17 protein-coding genes are annotated in these 20,272 nt (G+C 29.0%); 5 read left to right on the top strand and 12 right to left on the bottom strand.

Going from position 1 to position 20,272, the window contains the following annotated elements:
- Positions 1-12: 12 nt before the first annotated feature.
- Both CSPA_RS11805 and kduI read right to left on the bottom strand, forming a co-directional pair.
- Complete coding sequence (locus tag CSPA_RS11805) at positions 13-2,952, bottom strand: bifunctional diguanylate cyclase/phosphodiesterase (RefSeq protein ID WP_015392502.1); 2,940 nt, start codon at positions 2,950-2,952, stop codon at positions 13-15.
- 200 nt (positions 2,953-3,152) lie between these two features.
- Complete coding sequence (gene kduI / locus CSPA_RS11800; RefSeq protein ID WP_015392501.1) at positions 3,153-3,989, bottom strand: 5-dehydro-4-deoxy-D-glucuronate isomerase; 837 nt, start codon at positions 3,987-3,989, stop codon at positions 3,153-3,155.
- Positions 3,990-4,207: 218 nt separating this feature from the next.
- On the opposite strand from kduI, the gene CSPA_RS11795 reads away from it, so the two are divergent.
- The 3 genes from CSPA_RS11795 to CSPA_RS11785 are packed head-to-tail and all read left to right on the top strand — an operon-like array spanning position 4,208 to position 7,134.
- A complete protein-coding gene (locus CSPA_RS11795) occupies positions 4,208-6,202 on the top strand; it encodes a fructose-bisphosphatase class III (RefSeq protein WP_015392500.1) in 1,995 nt (664 codons plus the stop codon).
- Between the two features lie 17 nt (positions 6,203-6,219).
- On the top strand, positions 6,220-6,591 hold the full coding sequence (locus tag CSPA_RS11790) for a NusG domain II-containing protein (protein ID WP_015392499.1): 372 nt from the start codon (positions 6,220-6,222) through the stop codon (positions 6,589-6,591).
- A gap of 12 nt (positions 6,592-6,603) precedes the next feature.
- Positions 6,604-7,134: a Gx transporter family protein gene (locus tag CSPA_RS11785; protein WP_015392498.1), complete on the top strand. Its 531-nt coding sequence runs from the start codon at positions 6,604-6,606 to the stop codon at positions 7,132-7,134.
- 160 nt (positions 7,135-7,294) lie between these two features.
- On the opposite strand, the gene CSPA_RS11780 is transcribed toward CSPA_RS11785, so the two are convergent.
- Complete coding sequence (locus CSPA_RS11780) at positions 7,295-7,648, bottom strand: response regulator (protein ID WP_015392497.1); 354 nt, start codon at positions 7,646-7,648, stop codon at positions 7,295-7,297.
- A 429-nt stretch (positions 7,649-8,077) separates the two neighbouring features.
- Between CSPA_RS11780 and CSPA_RS11775 the strand changes: the two genes are divergently transcribed.
- Positions 8,078-8,917: an IS1/IS1595 family N-terminal zinc-binding domain-containing protein gene (locus CSPA_RS11775; RefSeq protein ID WP_158399833.1), complete on the top strand. Its 840-nt coding sequence runs from the start codon at positions 8,078-8,080 to the stop codon at positions 8,915-8,917.
- A gap of 217 nt (positions 8,918-9,134) precedes the next feature.
- Here the strand turns inward: CSPA_RS11775 and CSPA_RS11770 are convergent, their stop codons facing one another.
- From CSPA_RS11770 to treP, 4 genes are all read right to left on the bottom strand, one after another.
- Positions 9,135-10,184, bottom strand: coding sequence for an FAD:protein FMN transferase (locus CSPA_RS11770; RefSeq protein WP_015392495.1), 1,050 nt, complete (start codon positions 10,182-10,184; stop codon positions 9,135-9,137).
- Between the two features lie 90 nt (positions 10,185-10,274).
- Positions 10,275-10,685, bottom strand: coding sequence for a SoxR reducing system RseC family protein (locus CSPA_RS11765; protein ID WP_015392494.1), 411 nt, complete (start codon positions 10,683-10,685; stop codon positions 10,275-10,277).
- Between the two features lie 265 nt (positions 10,686-10,950).
- On the bottom strand, positions 10,951-12,597 hold the full coding sequence (gene treC / locus CSPA_RS11760) for an alpha,alpha-phosphotrehalase (protein WP_015392493.1): 1,647 nt from the start codon (positions 12,595-12,597) through the stop codon (positions 10,951-10,953).
- A 23-nt stretch (positions 12,598-12,620) separates the two neighbouring features.
- Complete coding sequence (gene treP / locus CSPA_RS11755; RefSeq protein ID WP_015392492.1) at positions 12,621-14,036, bottom strand: PTS system trehalose-specific EIIBC component; 1,416 nt, start codon at positions 14,034-14,036, stop codon at positions 12,621-12,623.
- A gap of 406 nt (positions 14,037-14,442) precedes the next feature.
- Here treP and treR point away from each other — a divergent pair, with 406 nt between their 5' ends.
- Positions 14,443-15,162 carry a trehalose operon repressor gene (treR, locus tag CSPA_RS11750; RefSeq protein ID WP_015392491.1) on the top strand — a complete coding sequence of 240 codons (720 nt, stop codon included), beginning with the start codon at positions 14,443-14,445 and terminating at the stop codon, positions 15,160-15,162.
- Between the two features lie 157 nt (positions 15,163-15,319).
- Here the strand turns inward: treR and CSPA_RS11745 are convergent, their stop codons facing one another.
- The 5 genes from CSPA_RS11745 to CSPA_RS11725 form a co-directional block, all read right to left on the bottom strand.
- Positions 15,320-15,514 (bottom strand): hypothetical protein, encoded by a 195-nt coding sequence (locus CSPA_RS11745; RefSeq protein WP_015392490.1) that lies wholly within the window; start codon positions 15,512-15,514, stop codon positions 15,320-15,322.
- 66 nt (positions 15,515-15,580) lie between these two features.
- A complete protein-coding gene (locus CSPA_RS11740; RefSeq protein ID WP_015392489.1) occupies positions 15,581-17,146 on the bottom strand; it encodes a MutS-related protein in 1,566 nt (521 codons plus the stop codon).
- Positions 17,147-17,168: 22 nt separating this feature from the next.
- Positions 17,169-18,527 (bottom strand): amino acid permease, encoded by a 1,359-nt coding sequence (locus CSPA_RS11735; RefSeq protein ID WP_015392488.1) that lies wholly within the window; start codon positions 18,525-18,527, stop codon positions 17,169-17,171.
- A 322-nt stretch (positions 18,528-18,849) separates the two neighbouring features.
- The gene (locus CSPA_RS11730; protein ID WP_015392487.1) at positions 18,850-19,896 is read right to left on the bottom strand and encodes an SH3 domain-containing protein; all 1,047 of its coding nucleotides are present in this window, start codon (positions 19,894-19,896) and stop codon (positions 18,850-18,852) included.
- A 103-nt stretch (positions 19,897-19,999) separates the two neighbouring features.
- Positions 20,000-20,260: a hypothetical protein gene (locus CSPA_RS11725; protein WP_015392486.1), complete on the bottom strand. Its 261-nt coding sequence runs from the start codon at positions 20,258-20,260 to the stop codon at positions 20,000-20,002.
- Positions 20,261-20,272: the final 12 nt, after the last annotated feature.

The following is a 20,272-nucleotide window of genomic DNA, read 5'->3' as shown; positions in this document are numbered from 1 at the left end:
TATTTTATTTAATTAACCTTGTTCAAATAGCTTTTCAACTTCTGGTGCAGGAAGTGGTTTGCTGAAGTAATATCCTTGAATATAGTCACATTCTTTTTCTTTAAGTATTGATAACTGATCTGCTATTTCCACACCTTCAGCAACAACCTTTAAATCCATAGTGTGAGCCATTTGTATTATATTGTTAATTATTGATTCCTCTTTTTCATTGGAAGCAATATTATCTATAAAAGATTTGTCAATCTTTAATGTATTTATTGGAATTTTTCTCAAATAATTAAGGGAAGAATATCCTGTTCCAAAATCATCTAGGGCAATTCGTATTCCCATACTTTTCAAATGATTTAAAGCATTTATGCTCAAATCAAGGGATTGCATTAAAACTGTTTCAGTAATTTCAAATTCTACAATATCTGTATCAATACCTGTTTCTTTAATTATATCTGTAACCTTTTCTATGAAATCTGGCTGTTGTAAATCAACTGATGAAATGTTAATGCTTATACTCTTAAACTTATAGCCACCTCTAAGCCACTTAACACTTTGCAAGCATGATTCTTTAATAACCCATAATCCTATTTGTGTTATGTATCCACTTTCTTCTGCTATAGGAATGAATTCAGCTGGTGATATAAAACCTAATTCCTTACTATTTAATCTAAGTAAAGCTTCGAATCCAAAAATTTCGTTCTTCATTGCATCATATTGTGGTTGATAATTTATACTAAATTCGTTATTTTCAATTGCATTCCTTAAAATTCTTTCAATTGCAGTCTTTCTTTGTAATTTTAAATAAATTTCAGGATCATATAATGCATATCTATTTTTTCCCAATTCCTTTGCTTTATACATAGCTGAATCAGCATTCTTCATAATAGTATCTGAATCAGTTCCATCCTTAGGATACAATGCTACTCCAATACTACCTGTAATTGATATCTGCTTATCTTGTACCCTAAATCCTTGATTAAATAAATTCAATAATTTATTTACATATGCTTCTATTTCATTTTCTTTTATTGAAGGATTAAGTATAAAAAACTCATCTCCACCTTGTCTACATATCGTATCCTTTTTCTCTACTAATTTCTTAAATTGTTCAGATAATGCAATAAGTAATTCATCTCCAAATTTATGTCCCATTACATCATTTATTTTTTTGAAGTCATCTAAATCAACAAATATTACTGCACCTTCAGCCTCACTACTTTTTATTCTTTCCAACTGTTCATCTAGTTTTTCCATAAATAAAACTTTATTAGTAAGACCTGTGAGTGTATCATAATATGCTAAGAATTTAATCTTATCTTCAGCTTTTCTACGCTCAGAAATATCTGAAATTGATCCCGAAAGTTTTATAGCCTTTCCTTCTGTATCCCTTGAGACTTTCCCTTTAGAATATACCCATACATACGAGCCATCTTTTGTTTTAATTCTATATTCAGAATTAAAAACAGGTGTTAAATTATTTATATGGTTATATAAATCTTCCTTAGCTTGGACATAATCATCTGGATGAACCATTTCCATAAACATCTTTGGAACATTCATTTCTGGATCAGGTTTATATCCTATAATATCTATTAACTTATCAGAAACAAAAAATTCCCCTGTAATCATATTCCACTGCCAAATAGAATCATTAGCTGATTCTAAAGCAATTCTATATCTCTCCTCACTACTTCTTAAGGCTTCTTCATTAAATTGCAGTTCATCATATTGTGCTCTTAATTCTTCTTCTGTTGCCATCAATTCTTCATACACTGCTGATAATTCATCGTAATTTGAACTTAGTTTGGAAATCATTAGATTAAATGAATTTCCCAATACTCCAAATTCGTCCTTAGTATTAATATTAGCTCTTACCGCCAAGTCTCCATTTCCAGCCGTTTCCATTATAGGTGCTAAATCTTTTATCGGTTTAGTTAATACTTTTGTAATAAAATATGTTAAAATTATCCCTAATACTAACACACATAATGTAATTATAATTACTAAATTTTGAAGTTCTTCTGCTCTATCTGTAAGTTCACTTTTTTGTACAACTGAAACCATCTTCCACCCTGTATTAGGTGAAGTATATATATTTACAAAAACTTCTTTTCCATCAATAACAGTTTCAAAATTATCATTTTCAGCATTTATAATCTTATCTGAATCCTTAATAGATAATTCCGAACCATCTTTCGAGCTTACTAGTTTACTATCATATTCAGATAATTTTTTGAAATTCAAATTAGAATTTGGATGCGCCAGCATAGTACCATCCTTAGTACAAATAAAAATGTAACCATCCTTTCCAACTTTTATACTTCTAACAATTTCTGATAATTTATTTAAACTCACATCAATTCCAGCTACTCCAATTACTTCGTTAGCTTCATTCTTTATAGCACTTGAAAAACTTATTATTATATTATTACTATTATCAATTGCAGAAACGTAAGGATCTGAAGTTATCACTTTGTCTGGATTTTCTACAGCTGGAGCATACCATGGCCTTTTTCTCGGATCAAAATTACCCGCACCTAACCCATCTGGCCACTGGATATATCCTCCCCATTTTGTGCCTATATACACATATGTAGTTTCAGGATGCGACTCCCCATAACTTTCCAATTCATTATATATAGAGCCTTCCATACCAGGAAGCTGTTTTGAATACTTTTTGTTATTTTCAACATTAGGTATGTTAAATAGTGCTGATATAGATTGATCAGCCTTTCTAGCTTCATTTGAATTTGCTAGAAATACTGTATTTGCTTTTAACTGATTTGCAATTCCGTTGATAGAATTATCAATTTGTAATATTTGTTCCTTACTATGTAATAACATCTCCCCTTTCAATGAATTATATATATCATTATAAGTAATCGTAGCAATTGGAATTGCTGTTAATAAAATAATAAATACACAAAATAAAAATAATTTTATTCTAAAAGTAATCCTCATAATCTATACCTCTTAAATATTCAACTTATGTGAATAAATGTAACTAATCATTATATATATACTAATATTTTACCATTCATGATATTTCCTTTCAACGTTTTTCGCCATACCTCTCTATATTATTCTAAAAATTCTAAAAAATTTCATAAAAAAACAGCATGTAATATTTTTGTATTACATGCTAGCAACTTAACTTAATTTTATTTTAAATCTTCAATTTTTATATGATCCATATCATCAAAGGTTTTATTTTCTCCACACATTCCCCAAATAAATGAATAATTTTGAGTTCCTATGCCTGAATGAATTGACCAACTTGGTGAAATTACAGCTTGCTCATTTTTCATTACAATATGTCTTGTTTCTTGGCCTTGTCCCATTAAGTGGAATACAACTTGCTCTTCTGGAACTTCAAGGTAAAGATATACTTCCATACGTCTTTCATGAGTGTGACATGGCATTGTATTCCATCCACTTCCTGGTTCTAAAATTGTTAATCCCATTACTAATTGACAGCTATCACAAACCGCTGGATGAACATATTGATTGATTGTTCTCTTATTCATATTGATTTCATCGCCGCATTTAATTTTATTAGCCTTTTCTAAGTCAATTTTTACTGTAGGATATGATTTAAGCGCTGGTGCAGAATTAATGTAGAACTTTGCTGGATTCTTTCCATCTACTGATGTGAATTCTATATCTTTAACTCCCTGTCCAACATATAATCCATCTCTAAATTTCAAATTATATTCTACTCCATCTACCTTAATTGTTCCTTCTCCACCGACATTAATAACTCCAAGCTCTCTTCTCTCAAGGAAGTAATCTGTACCTAATTCCTTTGAAGCACCAAGTTTTAATGTCTCCTTTACTGGAGTAACTCCTCCAAATATAATTCTATCATTGTGGCTATATACTAAGTTTACTTCATCTTCCACAAAAACCTTTTCTACTAAATAATGTCTTCTTAATGTTTCAGTATCATAATGTTTTGAGTCCTCTGGATGATTTGAATATCTTATGTCCATTTTCATAATTCTATTACTCTCCTTTTTTTAAAAAAATCGATCATTGTGCACACGTGTTCCCGATATTATTTTATCTTACTTAGAGTAAAATTTCAATCTATATCTTTTAATTTTCTATTAATTTAGAAAATTATATTACCCATTTAACTGATTATTCTATGTGTTATAATTATTATAGTATTCTTAAAATATGTTTTATTTTTTAATGAAGGGAAAGAGACTTTATGCTTAAAAACGAATTATCAAATGATGAAATAGGTAACAATTTAAATTACCTAAAATTACTTTCAAAGCAATATCCAACAATTAACGAGGCATCAACGGAAATCATAAACCTTCAAGCAATTTTAAATTTACCTAAGGGTACAGAACATTTTCTTACAGATATTCATGGAGAATATGAACCTTTCATACATGTTTTAAAAAATGCTTCTGGGGTTATTAAAAGAAAAATTGAAGATGTATTTGGTAATAGATTAAGACAAAGTGAAAAAAAAAGCTTAGCAACTTTAATTTATTATCCTGAACAAAAACTTGAATTAATCTCAAAACAAGAAGAAAATGTAGATGATTGGTATAAAATTACTCTTCACAGGTTAATTGAGTTATCTAGATATGTGTCTTCTAAATATACGCGTTCTAAAGTTAGAAAAGCTCTTCCAAAAGATTTTGCATACATTATTGAAGAATTGCTCCACGAACAGCCTAGAGAAATTGATAAAACAGAATATTATGAGCAAATTATCACAACCATCATTGATATTGACAGAGCTAAAGAATTTATAGTTGCAATATCAAAACTAATACAGCAATTAGTTATCGACAGGCTTCATATCCTTGGAGACATATTTGATAGAGGGCCCGGTGCTGATATTATAATGGATACTTTAGTAAATTATCATTCAGTAGATATTCAATGGGGAAATCACGATATCTTATGGATGGGAGCAGCTTGTGGTTCAGAAGCTTGTGTTGCTAATGTTATTAAAAATTCCTTAAAATATGCAAATTTAGACACATTAGAAAATGGTTATGGCATAAACTTATTACCCTTAGCAACCTTTTCTATGGATTTATACAATGACGACCCTTGCAACATCTTTTTGCCACGAATTGATTATGATAAAAAATATAGTGTTAATGAAATTCAGTTAATTGCTAAGATGCATAAGGCTATAGCAGTGATATTGTTTAAATTAGAAGGTGAAATAATTTCAAGACATCCTGAATTTAATATGGAGCATCGCTTAGTGCTAAATAGTATTAATTATGTTGATGCAACAATTGAATTATATGAGAAAACTTATAAATTAAAAGATTCCAATTTTCCAACTATAGATCCGCAAAATCCGTACAAGCTTACTCCAGAGGAAAGAGAATTAATTGAAAAACTAAAATCTTATTTTATGAATAGTGAAAAATATAATAAGCATGTTAGGTTTTTATTTTCAAATGGGAGTTTATACACAACTTTTAATTCTAATCTTCTCTATCATGGATGCATACCACTAAATGAAGATGGAACTTTTAGAACTGTTAAAATAGGTGAACATGAATATAAAGGAAAAGATCTCTTAGATAATTTGGATATGCTTGCTCGAGAAGCCTATTTTTCTAAAGATGATATGGATTCTGAGGAAAATAAAGCAGATCTTATGTGGTATTTATGGTGTGGTGCTTCTTCTCCATTGTTTGGAAAAGATAGAATGACTGTATTTGAGCAATATTTTGTTGAAGAAAAAGAAACACATTATGAGAAAAAAGATCCTTATTTTAATTTTAGAAATAATGAAGAAGTGTGTAATAATATTCTAAAAGAATTTGGACTTAATTCTCAAGAGTCACATATAATTAATGGTCATGTTCCAGTTGAGGAAAAGAATGGTGAAAGTCCAATAAAAGCTAACGGAAGGTTGTTAGTTATTGATGGGGGATTTTCGAGAGCTTATCAGCCAAAAACAGGACTTGCTGGATACACTTTAATTTATAATTCTTTTGGACTTCAATTAGTATCACATCAACCCTTTGAATCTACAGAAAAGGCTATTAAAGAAGAAACCGATATATTATCTTCCTACCTTGTACTTGAGCAAGTAGTAGAAAGAAAGACCGTTGGTGATACAGATATAGGTATTGCCTTAAATCAACAAATAGATGAATTAAAATTACTATTGTCAGCGTACAGAAAAGGATTAATCAAACAACAAAGCAGAATTTAAATTAAAGGATGACAAATATGTTTAAGAAATGGGATATAATTATAATAGCTTTTTTAATATGTTTATCCTTTATTCCTGAACTAATTTTAGGAGTAATGCTTGGAAAAAATTATAATGGAACTTATGCAGAAATAACTGTTGATGGTAAACTTATTAAAAAAATCCCTCTATCAGAACATAGAGGAGATGAAACAATCGATATAAAAACGGCCTATGGCTATAATACCCTTGAGATTAAAGATCAATCTATTAAGGTAGTAGATGCAGACTGCAAAGATAAAATCTGTGAAAAATCTGGTTTTATCACTGATCCAGGCAAAATTATAGTATGCCTTCCGCACAAAATGATGGTTGAAATTAAAAGTACTGATATTGCATCAGATGATTAGAGGTGTTATGACATGAGCAAAACTTTTCGTATAGTCTTTATAGGCGTTTTGGTAGCGCAAGCTTTAGTTCTTTATACAGTAGAAAGTATGATTCCAGTTCCATTTATTGCTCCTGGAGCAAAACTTGGCCTAACAAATTTAATCACAGTTATAGCTTTATATACCTTAAATAGCAAAAGAGATGCTTTCTTAATTATAATACTCAGACTTTTATTATCAACAATATTCGGTGGCAACCTCTCAACATTTATGTACAGTGCTGTCGGAGCAATTTTTAGCTATTTTGTTATGATTTTTGTCAAAGAAATTTTTAAGGATAAAGTAAGTATAATTGGAGTGAGCGCTGCTGGAGCTTTTTTCCATAATGTTGGTCAATTAATAGTGGCATCTCTTATAGTCCAAAACATAGGTGTCATGTTATATCTTCCTATATTATCCATTGCAGGATTAGGAACAGGTATTTTTATAGGTATAGCTTCAAATTTTATAGTACAGCATTTATCTAGGTTATCTTACTTCAATAACTTATACATAAATAAATAACTTTAGGGTAAGATCTATAGTTATAGTTATAGTTATAGTTATAGTTATAGTTATAGTTATAGTTATAGTTAAATTATATATTACAGAAATCATTTTTCAAAATTTTAACAAAGCCTTTATGAGGAGATAATTAATATTTTCTCCTCATAAAAGCAATTTTTTAAAGTCTACTTATAATTTTTATAAAAGGCTCCTCTTTAAAAGGCTTAATTATAAATCCTTTTGCCCCCAGCAGAACCGCTTCTTTAATTTTGGGTGCTTGCCCCATTGCACTCATCATAACAACTTTAGCATTAGAATCATACTTCATTATTTCACTTAAAGCTTCAACTCCATCTGATTCAGGCATTGTTATATCCATAGTAACAATATCTGGCTTTAATTTTTTATACATTTCAACTGCTTTTAAACCATTCTCAGCTTCCCCAATCACCTCAAATCCGTTCTTTTCAAGCGTTTTCTTAAGCATTTGTCTCATAAAAGCTGCATCATCAACAATAAGAACTCTTTTCATAATTACCAACCTCGCATCTCAATATTCTTTTTTCCCCACACCCTTAAATACTTTAAATTATAATGGCACCAATTTTCTACCAATAAATTATTTATTTAATAATTTATTGTCCTACTTTAAGTGTATTCTGTTAATTAAAAATGTCAACTCTTGTATTTTTAATTATATCTAGTTCTAAATATATTTATTTTATTATTCCAATTGTACTAATAGTAATGCCTTATTCACTATGTATAACTACTCTATACTCAATAAAAAGTTATATGTTCAAATGTTTAAAATAAATGTTGGTAATGTTTAGAAACTTAATATTTAGGCAATTATTAAGAGGATTTGAATATTTAATTTATATTTTAGTAGTGAATTGAGGTGTTTTACTTGATAAAAACTGATAGCAATTTTAATTTATTAAATTCTAATATTAATAATTTGATAAAAAGTACTATCTATTTAAATAGAAATATTGAAAAATGTCCTACTTGCAGCTCGAAACATTACATAAAATACGGTTCATTCAAAGGAATTCAAAGATATAAATGCAAAGAATGCGATAAAACCTTCTCTTCTGCATCGAATTCTCTATGGAGCTACTCAAAAAAGGACCCCATTAAATGGACTAAATTCGTGGAATATGTACTTGAAAGAAAATCCTTAAGATTTTGTGCTGAGAAATTGGAAATAAGCTTAGTTACAGCTTTTTATTGGAGACACAAAGTTTTACACGGACTAACTTTTGATAGTATTCCCGCAAAATTAAGTGGCGATGTCCATATTGCAAAAAAATTAATACTTGAAAATTTTAAAGGCTGCAGAAATATTATTCCTTCAGTGCGTCATAATATTTGGGTTGTAGCTGCAAAAGATTACGATGACTCTATAATAGTGAAGCCAATTTCAAGATGTCATTGGCATTTACCTAGCTTTAATCAAAAAATTTATTATCTAATTGAAAAGGAAACTTATATAGTTCCATATGGTGACCGTTATATTTCTTTAGTTGCAAAAGCACATAATAAAAAGCGTATAAAAGAAGTTCAGAGTGATAAGTTAATATGGTCATTCCAGATCATTATAGAAAAATGGCTTAAAAAATATCATGGCGTTGCCTCAAAATATTTAGAAAAATACCTTTCACTTTTCATACTATTTCTTACTAAAAAAGAAATTAATTATATGGATTTAAGCAAAAGATTGTGTATTGAATTCAGATTCCTTAAGATTCGTGACATAGGTAAAGTCAACTACAAATCAACTGGTGTATTATTATAATCCACATATCCACTAAATTAACAACATTTATTTTAAACATCTCTACATACTCATTATAAGTTAATATATTATGAGGAGACATACAATTCTTCTTTATAATTTAAAGGCAAAAAAATTTATAAATTATAATTTACAATATTTAATTTTAAAAAATTATAAGCATTTGAATATTTTACAAAAGAAAAATTCAAATGCTTGGTTTTTGATTTAATTATATCTAGTTTGCATATTTAAAATCTTTATTTAAGTCAGTTATTCTTTCCTTAAAATTTTGTGAAGTATATATTTTATTCTCTGATGTGGTAATTTCACCTGACACTTGTGGCATAGAATCTAATAATTCAATTCCTTTTTCTGCTCCTAATGAAAATACTGTTGTTGTTAATATATCAGCTATCATTCCATTATCTTCAATATCACCATTTATTACTATTGTATCACTTACAACTCCATTATCCACTGGATATCCAGTTTTAGGATCCATAATGTGATGATATCTTTTATTGTCTTTTATAAAATATCTTTCATAATCTCCAGATGTTGATAATGCTTCATTTGATATTTTAACTACGCCTAGAAATGCATTAGAATCTTCACTTCTTGGGTGCTTGATTCCTACTGACCAATCTTTATTTTCTTTATTTTTACCAACAGCATATAAAGAACTTGTCCCTAAATTAATTAATCCATTTTCAATATTATATTTTTTATAAATTTTCAAAACTTCATCAGTAGCAAAGCCCTTAGCAACTCCTCCTAAGTCGATTGACATACCTGCATCTTTAAGCATAATGCTACTTTCTGCTTCGTTTATGCTAATTCTTTCATATCCTACTAATGGAAGCTTTGCTTTAATTTCTTCCACTGAAGGCAGTCTTTCATTATCAGTGCCTATTCCCCACAAATTAATTATAGGACCTGTAGTAATATCAAAAGCACCATTGCTTAATTTAGAATATTGTACAGAAGCTTTTACCATCTTTAATATTTCAGGATGAACTTTTACATAGGCTTTCCCCGAAAAATTATTTATTTTATAAATATCACTTGTTTCTATAGTTGTACTCGCCATTTTTTCAATTTCATCTAACCTTTTAAAACTTTCATCAACTGCTTCTTTTGCATTTGGACCAAAAGCACTTAAAGTCACTGCAGTGTCCATCACTATATTACTTTTTTCATAATACTTATTTTTACTGTTTCCACATGCACTAAAGCTTGAAACAACAAAAACGCAAGCCAATAATACGTACATAAATTTCTTCATCTGCTTACTCCTATCTTCTCCATTGTTATACGAAAACCTTTAATCAGAATAAACTAATTGTTAAAGGTACTTCTTCTATTTTATCATATTTCATAATATTTTAGTAATCCGAGGCATTGATTTATGATTTTTTGCAATATAATTATCAAACTTTTTTACACCGCCAATAGCAACAGCAACAAAAATAAATCCACCAGCGATTTGCAAGAAACATACATTTAACCCCAAAAGATTTCCAATAACTTCTCCTAATAGTACCCCAATAAATAATACAATCAATGGTAAAACAAAAACTATAAATACTGAAGTAATAAAATTAGTCTCTTTCACCTCAAAAACAACCCTCTGTCCAATTTTTGCTCCTATTTTATTTTCTACTTCAATAATAATACCATTGTTCCCTGGGCAGGCACCACAATTTTTGCACTCACTATGTCTTCCAACTTTAATTCTAGCAACATTTTCATTCACTTCAATTACTAATCCTTGTTCTGTTTTCATTATTCATCAAACTCCTCAATAATTGTTTAACTTTCAATACAAAACAACTCCCTTTTATAACAAAAACTTACATTCAATATAATAATTAGTGTTCCCTTTAATTATAATCCTTTATTTGCCAACTTAAAAGTAAATTTTAAAGGCTGTAGCACTATAATTAATATCCTCACTTTATAGTAGATGATTTCTAATTTTAACCTTCTACTATAAAAAGCATATCAAATAAAGTGTACAGCCTTTGATAAATAAAGCCTTATATTCTATATTAATTTATTTTTAAAAATGCTATAGATTCAAATGGTTTTAAAGAAAATATTTGTTTTAAATTTCTTTCCTCATAATTTGTGATAATACACTTATAGCTTTCTAATTCTTCAATATCTAGAACAGCAGTTACTTCTGTTTCATAAAAATTATTTATTACAATTAAAGACTCCTCAAGATATTCTCTTTTATATGCAAAAACATTATTATTTTCATTTAATAAAGGGACATAGTTTCCATAAGCTACAACATCATATTCCTTTCTTAAAGAAATTAGTCTTTTATAATGATAAAATATTGAATTTTTATCCTTTAAACTATCCTCAACATTAATTTCATTATAATTGTCATTCACACTAAGCCACGGTTTTCCATCACTAAAACCTGCATTTAAGAACTTATTCCATTGCATTGGTGTTCTTGAATTATCTCTTGAACGCTCTTGTAAAACCTTATATATATCTTCTTCAGCTATTCCTTGTTCTTTTAGTATTCTGAAATAATTCAAACTTTCAACATCAACATATTGATTAATATTTGTAAAATATGCATTAGTCATTCCAATTTCTTCACCTTGATACACATAAGGTGTTCCCCTAAGTAAGTGAAGCATTGTTGCCAGCATTTTAGCAGATTCTTTATGATATTTTCTATCATTTCCAAATCTAGAAACTATACGTGGTTGGTCATGGTTGCACCAAAACAAAGCATTCCAACCTTCTTCCATACCTAGCTGCCATTCATTAAATAACATCTTCAAATCTTTAAAATCACATGCTTTCAATTCCCATTTATTTTGGTTATTGTAATCAACCTTTAAGTGATGAAAATTAAATACCATTGATAATTCATTTTCTTGTGACTTTGAATATTTCAGACAATTTTCAAGTGATGTGGAGGACATTTCTCCAACAGTTATAATATCTTCATGTTTTCCAAAGGTGTTTTGATTAAGTTCCTTAAGATATTCATGAATTCTTGGACCATCTGTATAAAACCTTCTTCCGTCACCATTAAAATCATTTTCAAACTTTTCTGGCTTTGATATTAAATTTATAACATCAAACCTTAAGCCTTTTACGCCTTTGTTTATCCAAAAGTTAACTATAGAATAAATCTCTTTCCTAACCTCTTCATTGTCCCAATTTAAATCTGCTTGAGTCTTATCAAAAAGATGCAAGTAATATTCATCAAACTTTTCAACATACTGCCAAGCATTTCCACCAAATTTAGATTCCCAATTTGTTGGCTCAGCATTATTTATTGGCTCTTTAAAAAAGTAAAATGCTTTATATTTTTCTTCACCATTCAATGCTTTTTTAAACCACTGATGCTCCGTTGACGTATGATTTAAGACCATATCAAGCATTATATAGATATTTCTTTCTCTAGCTTCTTCAACTAATTTTTCAAAATCTTCTAGAGTTCCAAAGTTTGGATCTATATTATAGTAATCTGCTATATCATAACCATTGTCCACTTGAGGTGAAGGATAAAAAGGGGTAAGCCATATATAATCTATACCTAAATTTTTTAAATAATCTAATTTTTCTATTACTCCATTTAAATCTCCAACGCCATCACCATTTGTATCATAAAATGATTTAGGATATATTTGATAGACGGTACTTTTCTTAAAATCCTTCATAATTAATTTCCCTTTCTTTACCTCTATTTAATTCCTTTTTTCTTACCAACAATTACAGTTAGTACAAAAGGAATTACAATTGCTACCACCATGCATATTGCAAATGTCATCATAAATGCAGGTTTAATTGATAATATTCCTGGAAGTCCACCAACACCAATTGAATTTGCCATTACCCCACTTCCAACTGAAATAATTGCCGCAATTGCTGAGCCTGTCATTCCACATAAAAATGGGAAGCTGTATTTTAAATTTACACCAAACATTGCTGGTTCTGTTACTCCAAGATAAGCTGAAATACATGCTGGTACATTAATTTCTTGCGCCTCTTCATTTTTTCTTTGTAAATATATCATTGCAAGTACAGCTGAACCTTGTGCAATATTTGATAAAGCTATCATTGGCCAAAGAGATGTTCCATTAAATTGTGCCATTAGCTGAAGATCTATTGCATTGGTCATATGATGAAGCCCTGTAATAACTAGTGGTGCATATAAGAATCCAAAGATAGCTGCAAAAATTGCTCCAAAGGATGATGTAAGTCCACCATAAACTACTTGTGAAATACCTGAACCAATTACCCAACCTATAGGACCAATTACTATATGTGCAATTAAAACTGCTGGTACTAAAGCTAAAAATGGTACTACTATCATGGATATTGATGCTGGACTTATCTTTCTTGCTCCTCTTTCAAGGAATACTAAAGTGAAACCTGCTAAGATTGCTGGAATGACTTGTGCTTGATATCCAATCATTTTAACTTGTGCAAATCCAAAATTCCAGAAAGGAATTTTATCTGCTGGTGTACCTGCTACTGCATATGCATTTAAAAGTTGAGGTGAAACTAAGGTTATACCTAGTACTATACCAAGAATTTGAGTTGTTCCCATTTTCTTTGTTATAGACCATGTTATGCCCACTGGTAAAAAGTGAAATATCGCTTCTCCAATTAACCACAAGAAACTATTTGTTCCAGCCCAAAATTGTGATACTTCAACTAAGGACTTTGTCCCATCTTCAAGCAGCTTCATATCTCCAATAATATTTCTAAAACCTAAAATCAAACCTCCAACAATGATAGCTGGAATAAGTGGTGAAAATATTTCTGCTATATTAGCCATTAACTTTTGAATAAAAGTCATATTATTTTTGGCAACATTTTTAACTTCATCTTTGCTTACACCATCAATTCCTGAAACTTTAATAAAATCATTGTAAAATACCGATACTTCATTTCCTATTACCACTTGAAATTGACCTGCTTGAGTAAAAGTACCTTTAACACTTTTTAATTTTTCGATAGCTTCTTTATCTGCTTTGCTTGGATCATTTAATACAAATCTCATTCTTGTAACACAATGTGTAACTGCTGATATGTTTTCTTTTCCACCGACATACTTCAATAATTCTTTAGAGTCATTTTCAAATTTACCCATTAATAATACCTCCAAATAAATTTCGTTTTAAAATTAATACAGATCTGCTTAGTATAAGTTCAATTGAACAAACATTTAGTATTTTTAAAACTTAGATATTTATACTAAATTTCTTTTTTAAATGTTTACATACTCATAATATTCTATTTTGAACATATCGTCAATATATATTTAAAAATTTGTTTAAACAAATTTTAAACAATTCTATATATCCTTGTATATTAGCTATTTTATTATATAAATTTTATCGTAAATATGTTTAAACAAATATAGATATTCTTTAAAATTTGTTCATATAATAAGTACAAATTAAGTTTTTTTAATAAATACTTTTTATTATTTTCAAAAGTGAAGTATAATAAAACTAAATATAATTATTTAGACATATTTTGGAGGAGTGTTTATTTTGCCCAATGTAAAATTTAAAGATATATATCATGCCTTAAAAGATAATATTAATAATGGTAAATATGATGCTTCTATGATGCTTCCTACCGAGATGGAATTAATTGATACCTTTAGTTGTAGCAGAAATACTGTCAGAAGAGCTATTGCTGAATTAAGCAAGGATGGCTATGTAAAAAGTGTTAAAGGTAAAGGTGTCATAATATTAGATAGCAGAGAATCCATAGAACTTCCTATTGGAAATTTATTAGGACTTCAAGAATTAAAATTAAAAAAGAAATTCACCACCAGTGTCGTAAATTTTTCTAAATTAATCATAGATGAGCACTTATCAAAAAAAACTGCACTAAAGCCTGATACTGAAGTATATCATCTTCATAGAATAAGATTCCTTGATAATGAACCTATAATTCTTGATATTAATTATTTTACTGCAGAAGTAGCTAAAGATTTAACTATCGAAATAGCGCAAAAATCAATTTATGAATACTTAGAAAAAGATTTACATACTAAAATTCTTGCATCTAAAAAAATTATTGTTGTTGAACATGCAACAGAATTAGATAAGCGCTACTTAGATTTAGGAACCTATGATTGTGTCGTAATAGTTAAAACCTATGCTTATACTGATTCTGGCAAGCTTTTTGAGTATACTGAATCTCGTCATAGACCTGATAAGTTTGTATTTGTAGAGTCATCATCAACTAGGAAAACAGAGTGAAATTCTTATATGTAATAATTCTATCTGATTCGCTGACTGTGTGTTTCTGCTAATTCAAAAGTTATCCACTGATTTTGCTTGATTATAATTTATAGAATAAAAATATCGCAAATTCAAATCACCTTGAATTTGCGATAAAAAATCATATTGTATTCATTTATGTTTGTGCTTGTATTTTTTCTCCTGTAACTGCTATAATTTGAGTTTTATCTAAAAAGGCAATACACTTATTTGCATTTTTAAAACAATAACCAGATACCTCTCCAGTAGTCCTACTTTGGGACACCTCGTATTGTTCGCAGTTTAAATCAATTATCACTCCATTTGTAAGATATATTCTTATTAGATACATTTGTTACCTCATCAAATTATTAACTCACATATTATTTTATTTACCTTTTGATGAAATTGTGTATATTTAAATATATCCTTCAATTCCTTCAATTCTCTTGTAGGATTTTTCTACTATTTCTTTAGGATAGCCAATATATTCTAAAAGCCTAATTGCATTTCTTGTTTTAGATACTCCTCTTTTAAGCTTATAATCAAATTTCAATCCATTTTCATTATCTACCTCTTCACTAAAATGGTAGAAATCATAATTTTCCTTAAGCATATCCGAAAGTTCCCTATCATGAGTTGCCACTATACAAATTGCTCTTCCTTTATTAATATAATTAAGAATTTCAGCAGAAGAAGAAATTCTTTCAAGGGGATTTGTCCCTCTAAAAATTTCATCTATTGGACAAAAAACTGGTATTTCTTGTTCAGAAGCTTTTATTATTCTTAAAATTGATTCTGCTTCTGCCATATAATAACTTTTTCCATTAGTTATATCATCTTTAGGGCTTATTGAGGAAACTATATTCAAAAAGCACCCTTCATATTCCTTAGCTAAGGCAAAATTAAAGGTTTGAGCTAAGAGTATATTAGTACTTACCATTCTTAAAAATGTGGATTTTCCTGACATATTTGTCCCAGTTAAAACAATCCCTTTTCTGCAAATATTAATTGAATTTGCAACTGGTTCCTTAAGAAGAGGATGAATTCCATCTTTTATTTTCAATGAAATCTCTTCTATAAACTTTGGTGTACTACAATTATCTTTATTATTATTTTCATAAATTGAAATTGAAATTAACGCATCAAGCTCACCAACTAAATAGTATAGCTCAAGGAGCATACCCTTTTTTAACATCAATTCTTCATTAACTTTGTAATATGTAATTTCCTCTAACAAAAATGGAATTGAACACATTTCAAGCAATCCGCCAAAAGAATTTATAATTTTAATCAAATATGTAGCATTATCAATAGATTTAACTTTTTTCAGCAATTCATTTATTCTAATATTATAGGCTTCAATTTCATTATTGTTGATTTGTGATATTCTTTTGCCAGCATTTATCAAATCTCTTAAATCAGTCAATCCAATTGAATTAATATTATCTTTTTCTTTAATGTGTATCTGTATTGTTAGTAATATATCCATCATTAACAACATCATTAATTCTGGTGATTTAAAAATAATAACAGCTGCTACAATCAAAATTGGTAAAATTCCTAAAAAAGAATAAAGAAAGTATTTAAATTTTTGAGCAGGTACTAAGCTCTCCATCATATCTATCAATCTATTTTTTTTATCATAAATCATATCATAAAATATTCTTCGTAAATCTACTGTTAAATTTATGTTTTCTTTAAATGTATTTATTAATTTACCTCTAACTTTTAATTCTTCTTCATCCATAATTGGGTTTCTAAGCATAGTATATAATGCAGCTTCGCCTTCTGCAGAATAGGTCCTATCAAGCTCACAAAAGACCTCATCCATTTGTAAATCGTCCCAAGTTTGATCATCTAGGGTAAATTCATTTTTTTCTCTTAAATTAAATAAAGTTTTTATTTTGGATATACTTCTTCTTTTATCCTTAGTAGCTACAAGTTCCTTTTGTATATAATCTTTGCTCACACTAAAATTCATTTACTTGTGCTTCCCTTCTTTTCTATTTTGATTTTACTACCTTATAAATAATACCAAGCACTATAAACCACACAGGTGTTACAAATAATGCAATACGTGTTTCTTCATTAAATGCCAAAACAATTATAACAAAAGCAAAAAATGTTAGAATTACATAGTTTATTATTGGATACAAAGGCATTTTAAATTTACTTTTAGCTGCAAGTTCCGGATTAGCTTTACGGTATTTTAAATGGCAGATAATTATTATTGCCCAAATAAATATAAAGCAAAAGGTTGATATACTTGTAATCAATACAAATACACCTTCAGGCATAACATAGTTCAAAATAATTGAAATCAATATTACAGCTGCTGAGAATACGGTAGCATTTGCAGGGACTTTATTATTTGTTAGTTTTTTCATTGACTCTGGTGCGTTATTTTCTTTAGCCAAAGAAAAAATCATACGGCTTGTGCTGAAAATACCACTATTACAAGCAGATGCCGCTGAGGTTAATACAACAAAATTCACTATGCTAGCTGCTGCTGCAATTCCAACTGCTGCAAAAACTTGTACAAAAGGACTTTTATCTGGATTAATTGAATTCCAAGGGTATATGCTCATAATTACTGCAAGAGCTCCAATATAGAAAATAATAATTCTAATTGGAATATTGTTAATAGCCTTAGGAATAACACTTTCTGGATTTTCAGTTTCACCAGCTGTTAATCCAACTAATTCTATACCTGCAAAAGCAAACACAACCATTTGGAAAGAAAGTATAAAACCACTAATTCCATTTGGAAACCAGCCTCCATGACTCCAAAGATTTGAAAAGCTAGATACACCTGTATCTGTTGAAAATCCTTTAATAATCATAAAAGTTCCAATAATAATTAACGCTAATATCGCAACTACTTTAATTAAAGCAAACCAAAATTCCATTTCACCGAACAACTTAACAGCTGTCAGATTCATAATTAATAAAACAACAAGTACTATAAGACTTGGTACCCACTGTGGTATACTTGGAAACCAGTATTGTATATATAGGCCTGCTGCCGTTACATCCGCCATGGCAACTGAAACCCAACAAAACCAATAAGTCCATCCAGTAATGAAGGCAGCTCCGCTTCCTAAATAATCATATACAAAATCCACAAAGGAATGATAGTTTAAATTAGTAAGCAATAATTCTCCAAGAGCACGCATAATAAAAAAACAAATTATTCCAGTAATAATATATGAAAATAAAATAGATGGTCCTGCCAAGTGAATAGACCTACCTGAACCAAGGAATAATCCAGTACCAATTGCACCTCCAATGGCAAGCAACTGTACATGCCGATTTTTTAACCCTCTCGATAAGTCTTGTTTTTCTGATGTTGATTGTTTCATTTTATCCCTCCACCTTAGTCAAAAAGCATTAATAAAAATGCTTTCTCCCTGCAAGTATTTTGTAATCAAATGAATTATTAAACAAATTCTTCTATTGTCATAATCATTAAAATTTTAATTTTCACTGTTTCATACTAATACAATTTTAACAAATTTGCAATGTTTTCTTTATTTTCATCATAATCAAATACTATTTTGTCGCAATATATAGAAATCTATAAAATATAAACAATACTATTTAGTAAATTAATCTTTACCAAAATTAAAAGTGTAGAGTTTTAGGAAATTTCACTAAAACTCTACACTTGAATATATTACTTTTCTATCTCCAGCTTATATCACTTAATCCATAATTTTTATCTAAATCAAGAAAGAAACCATGAACAATTCCGCTTCCATTAACAATAGCCATTTTTCTTAAACGAATATCGTTATTATTGGTAACTGCTGCATCTGCAACAGCATTTGCTATAACCTTTAATAAGTCTTTCTCATTCATATTTGGATTTTGCGCTAAAGCTGTATCAACAACTTTTGCAGCTTCTGCACTAATACTTCCATTTTGAACGGCTATATCAAAGGCAAGTGCAAAACCTCTTACAGTTTTTAAATTATACTTATCACAAATAATCATAGCTTGCCCAACTTTATAAGCTGTAGAATCTGCTTCAATATTAATAAAATCTTGGTTATTATATAAATTTACAAACTGTGAATACCAAGGTTCCATAATTTTATTGTCAAAAGTATTAATAGCTTTTGCCCATGCAAGTTGATTTTCCTTTGTATCAAGGATCATATTATGTATACTATCATAATTAGCTCCAAAAATACTTTTCATTTCAGCATTATATTCTCTATCCATTCTATTAAGCAATGGCTGTAAGGTTCCCTGTCCTATACACCATTGAAGATATCCTAAGGATAAACCTTGTCCATCAAAATTTCCTGCAATTTGATTTGAATTTCCAACTTCAAATTGCTTAGTAATGTTTCTTGCTATAGCAACAACATTATCTGATGGTGAATTATAATGCATTATGTATGCATCACTCACATATGATATGCCATTCTTATATGAAATCTTATCCCATAAGGTTCCATTAGCTACTACGCTACCTAATATTTTAACATCTTCAAAATTATATAAATACCCATCTACCTTTCCATTTAAATCTGGAGAAGTTCTTACTTTTAAATCAAATTGAAGTTCTGGATTATTAACATATGCTTTTTTATTGTAAGAATATGTTTCATTTTGACTTTGAGCAACTGTAGCTGCATTTGCACTAACTGTTCCTAATGTAAGGCTTCCTACAACAGCCAATGAGCTTAATAAACCTAATAATTTCATTTTTTTATTATACATCTAATTCCTCCTTATATAAGTATATTCTATATTTTACCACATAATCATTTAATTGTCATACAATCTCATTTCAAGGTTTTAATATACTTTATATAATCAGTTTCTATAACAATTTTGTATATCCTTCAAACATACTGTTATTAACAACAGGTACAACATCTACAGCCAAAGCCTGATAACCCTTAATATTTTTTATTGCTGCCTTTATTAATTTTATACTTTTCATATCTTCTACCTGAGTATCAAATAGTATTCTAATCCCTTCAACCTTAACTAGTTTAAAAGCTTTTTCATTATCAACCATTATACTTTCAACGTGTTTAATAATATCCTCTTGTTTCCATGCACAATTAACTAAAATCATACTGACTTCCCC

Source organism: Clostridium saccharoperbutylacetonicum N1-4(HMT) (assembly GCF_000340885.1).
Lineage (GTDB): Bacteria > Bacillota > Clostridia > Clostridiales > Clostridiaceae > Clostridium > Clostridium saccharoperbutylacetonicum.
This window is presented reverse-complemented; position numbering and strand designations above follow the sequence as displayed.

Excerpts from the sequence above, each read along its gene's own strand:
- CSPA_RS11805 (WP_015392502.1), bottom strand. The coding sequence starts at position 2,952 with ATGAGGATTACTTTTAGAATAAAATTATTTTTATTTTGTGTATTTATT.
- kduI (WP_015392501.1), bottom strand. The coding sequence starts at position 3,989 with ATGAAAATGGACATAAGATATTCAAATCATCCAGAGGACTCAAAACAT.
- CSPA_RS11795 (WP_015392500.1), top strand. The coding sequence starts at position 4,208 with ATGCTTAAAAACGAATTATCAAATGATGAAATAGGTAACAATTTAAAT.
- CSPA_RS11790 (WP_015392499.1), top strand. The coding sequence starts at position 6,220 with ATGTTTAAGAAATGGGATATAATTATAATAGCTTTTTTAATATGTTTA.
- CSPA_RS11785 (WP_015392498.1), top strand. The coding sequence starts at position 6,604 with ATGAGCAAAACTTTTCGTATAGTCTTTATAGGCGTTTTGGTAGCGCAA.
- CSPA_RS11780 (WP_015392497.1), bottom strand. The coding sequence starts at position 7,648 with ATGAAAAGAGTTCTTATTGTTGATGATGCAGCTTTTATGAGACAAATG.
- CSPA_RS11770 (WP_015392495.1), bottom strand. The coding sequence starts at position 10,184 with ATGAAGAAATTTATGTACGTATTATTGGCTTGCGTTTTTGTTGTTTCA.
- CSPA_RS11765 (WP_015392494.1), bottom strand. The coding sequence starts at position 10,685 with ATGAAAACAGAACAAGGATTAGTAATTGAAGTGAATGAAAATGTTGCT.
- treC (WP_015392493.1), bottom strand. The coding sequence starts at position 12,597 with ATGAAGGATTTTAAGAAAAGTACCGTCTATCAAATATATCCTAAATCA.
- treP (WP_015392492.1), bottom strand. The coding sequence starts at position 14,036 with ATGGGTAAATTTGAAAATGACTCTAAAGAATTATTGAAGTATGTCGGT.
- CSPA_RS11745 (WP_015392490.1), bottom strand. The coding sequence starts at position 15,514 with ATGTATCTAATAAGAATATATCTTACAAATGGAGTGATAATTGATTTA.
- CSPA_RS11740 (WP_015392489.1), bottom strand. The coding sequence starts at position 17,146 with ATGAATTTTAGTGTGAGCAAAGATTATATACAAAAGGAACTTGTAGCT.
- CSPA_RS11735 (WP_015392488.1), bottom strand. The coding sequence starts at position 18,527 with ATGAAACAATCAACATCAGAAAAACAAGACTTATCGAGAGGGTTAAAA.
- CSPA_RS11730 (WP_015392487.1), bottom strand. The coding sequence starts at position 19,896 with ATGTATAATAAAAAAATGAAATTATTAGGTTTATTAAGCTCATTGGCT.
- CSPA_RS11725 (WP_015392486.1), bottom strand. The coding sequence starts at position 20,260 with ATGATTTTAGTTAATTGTGCATGGAAACAAGAGGATATTATTAAACAC.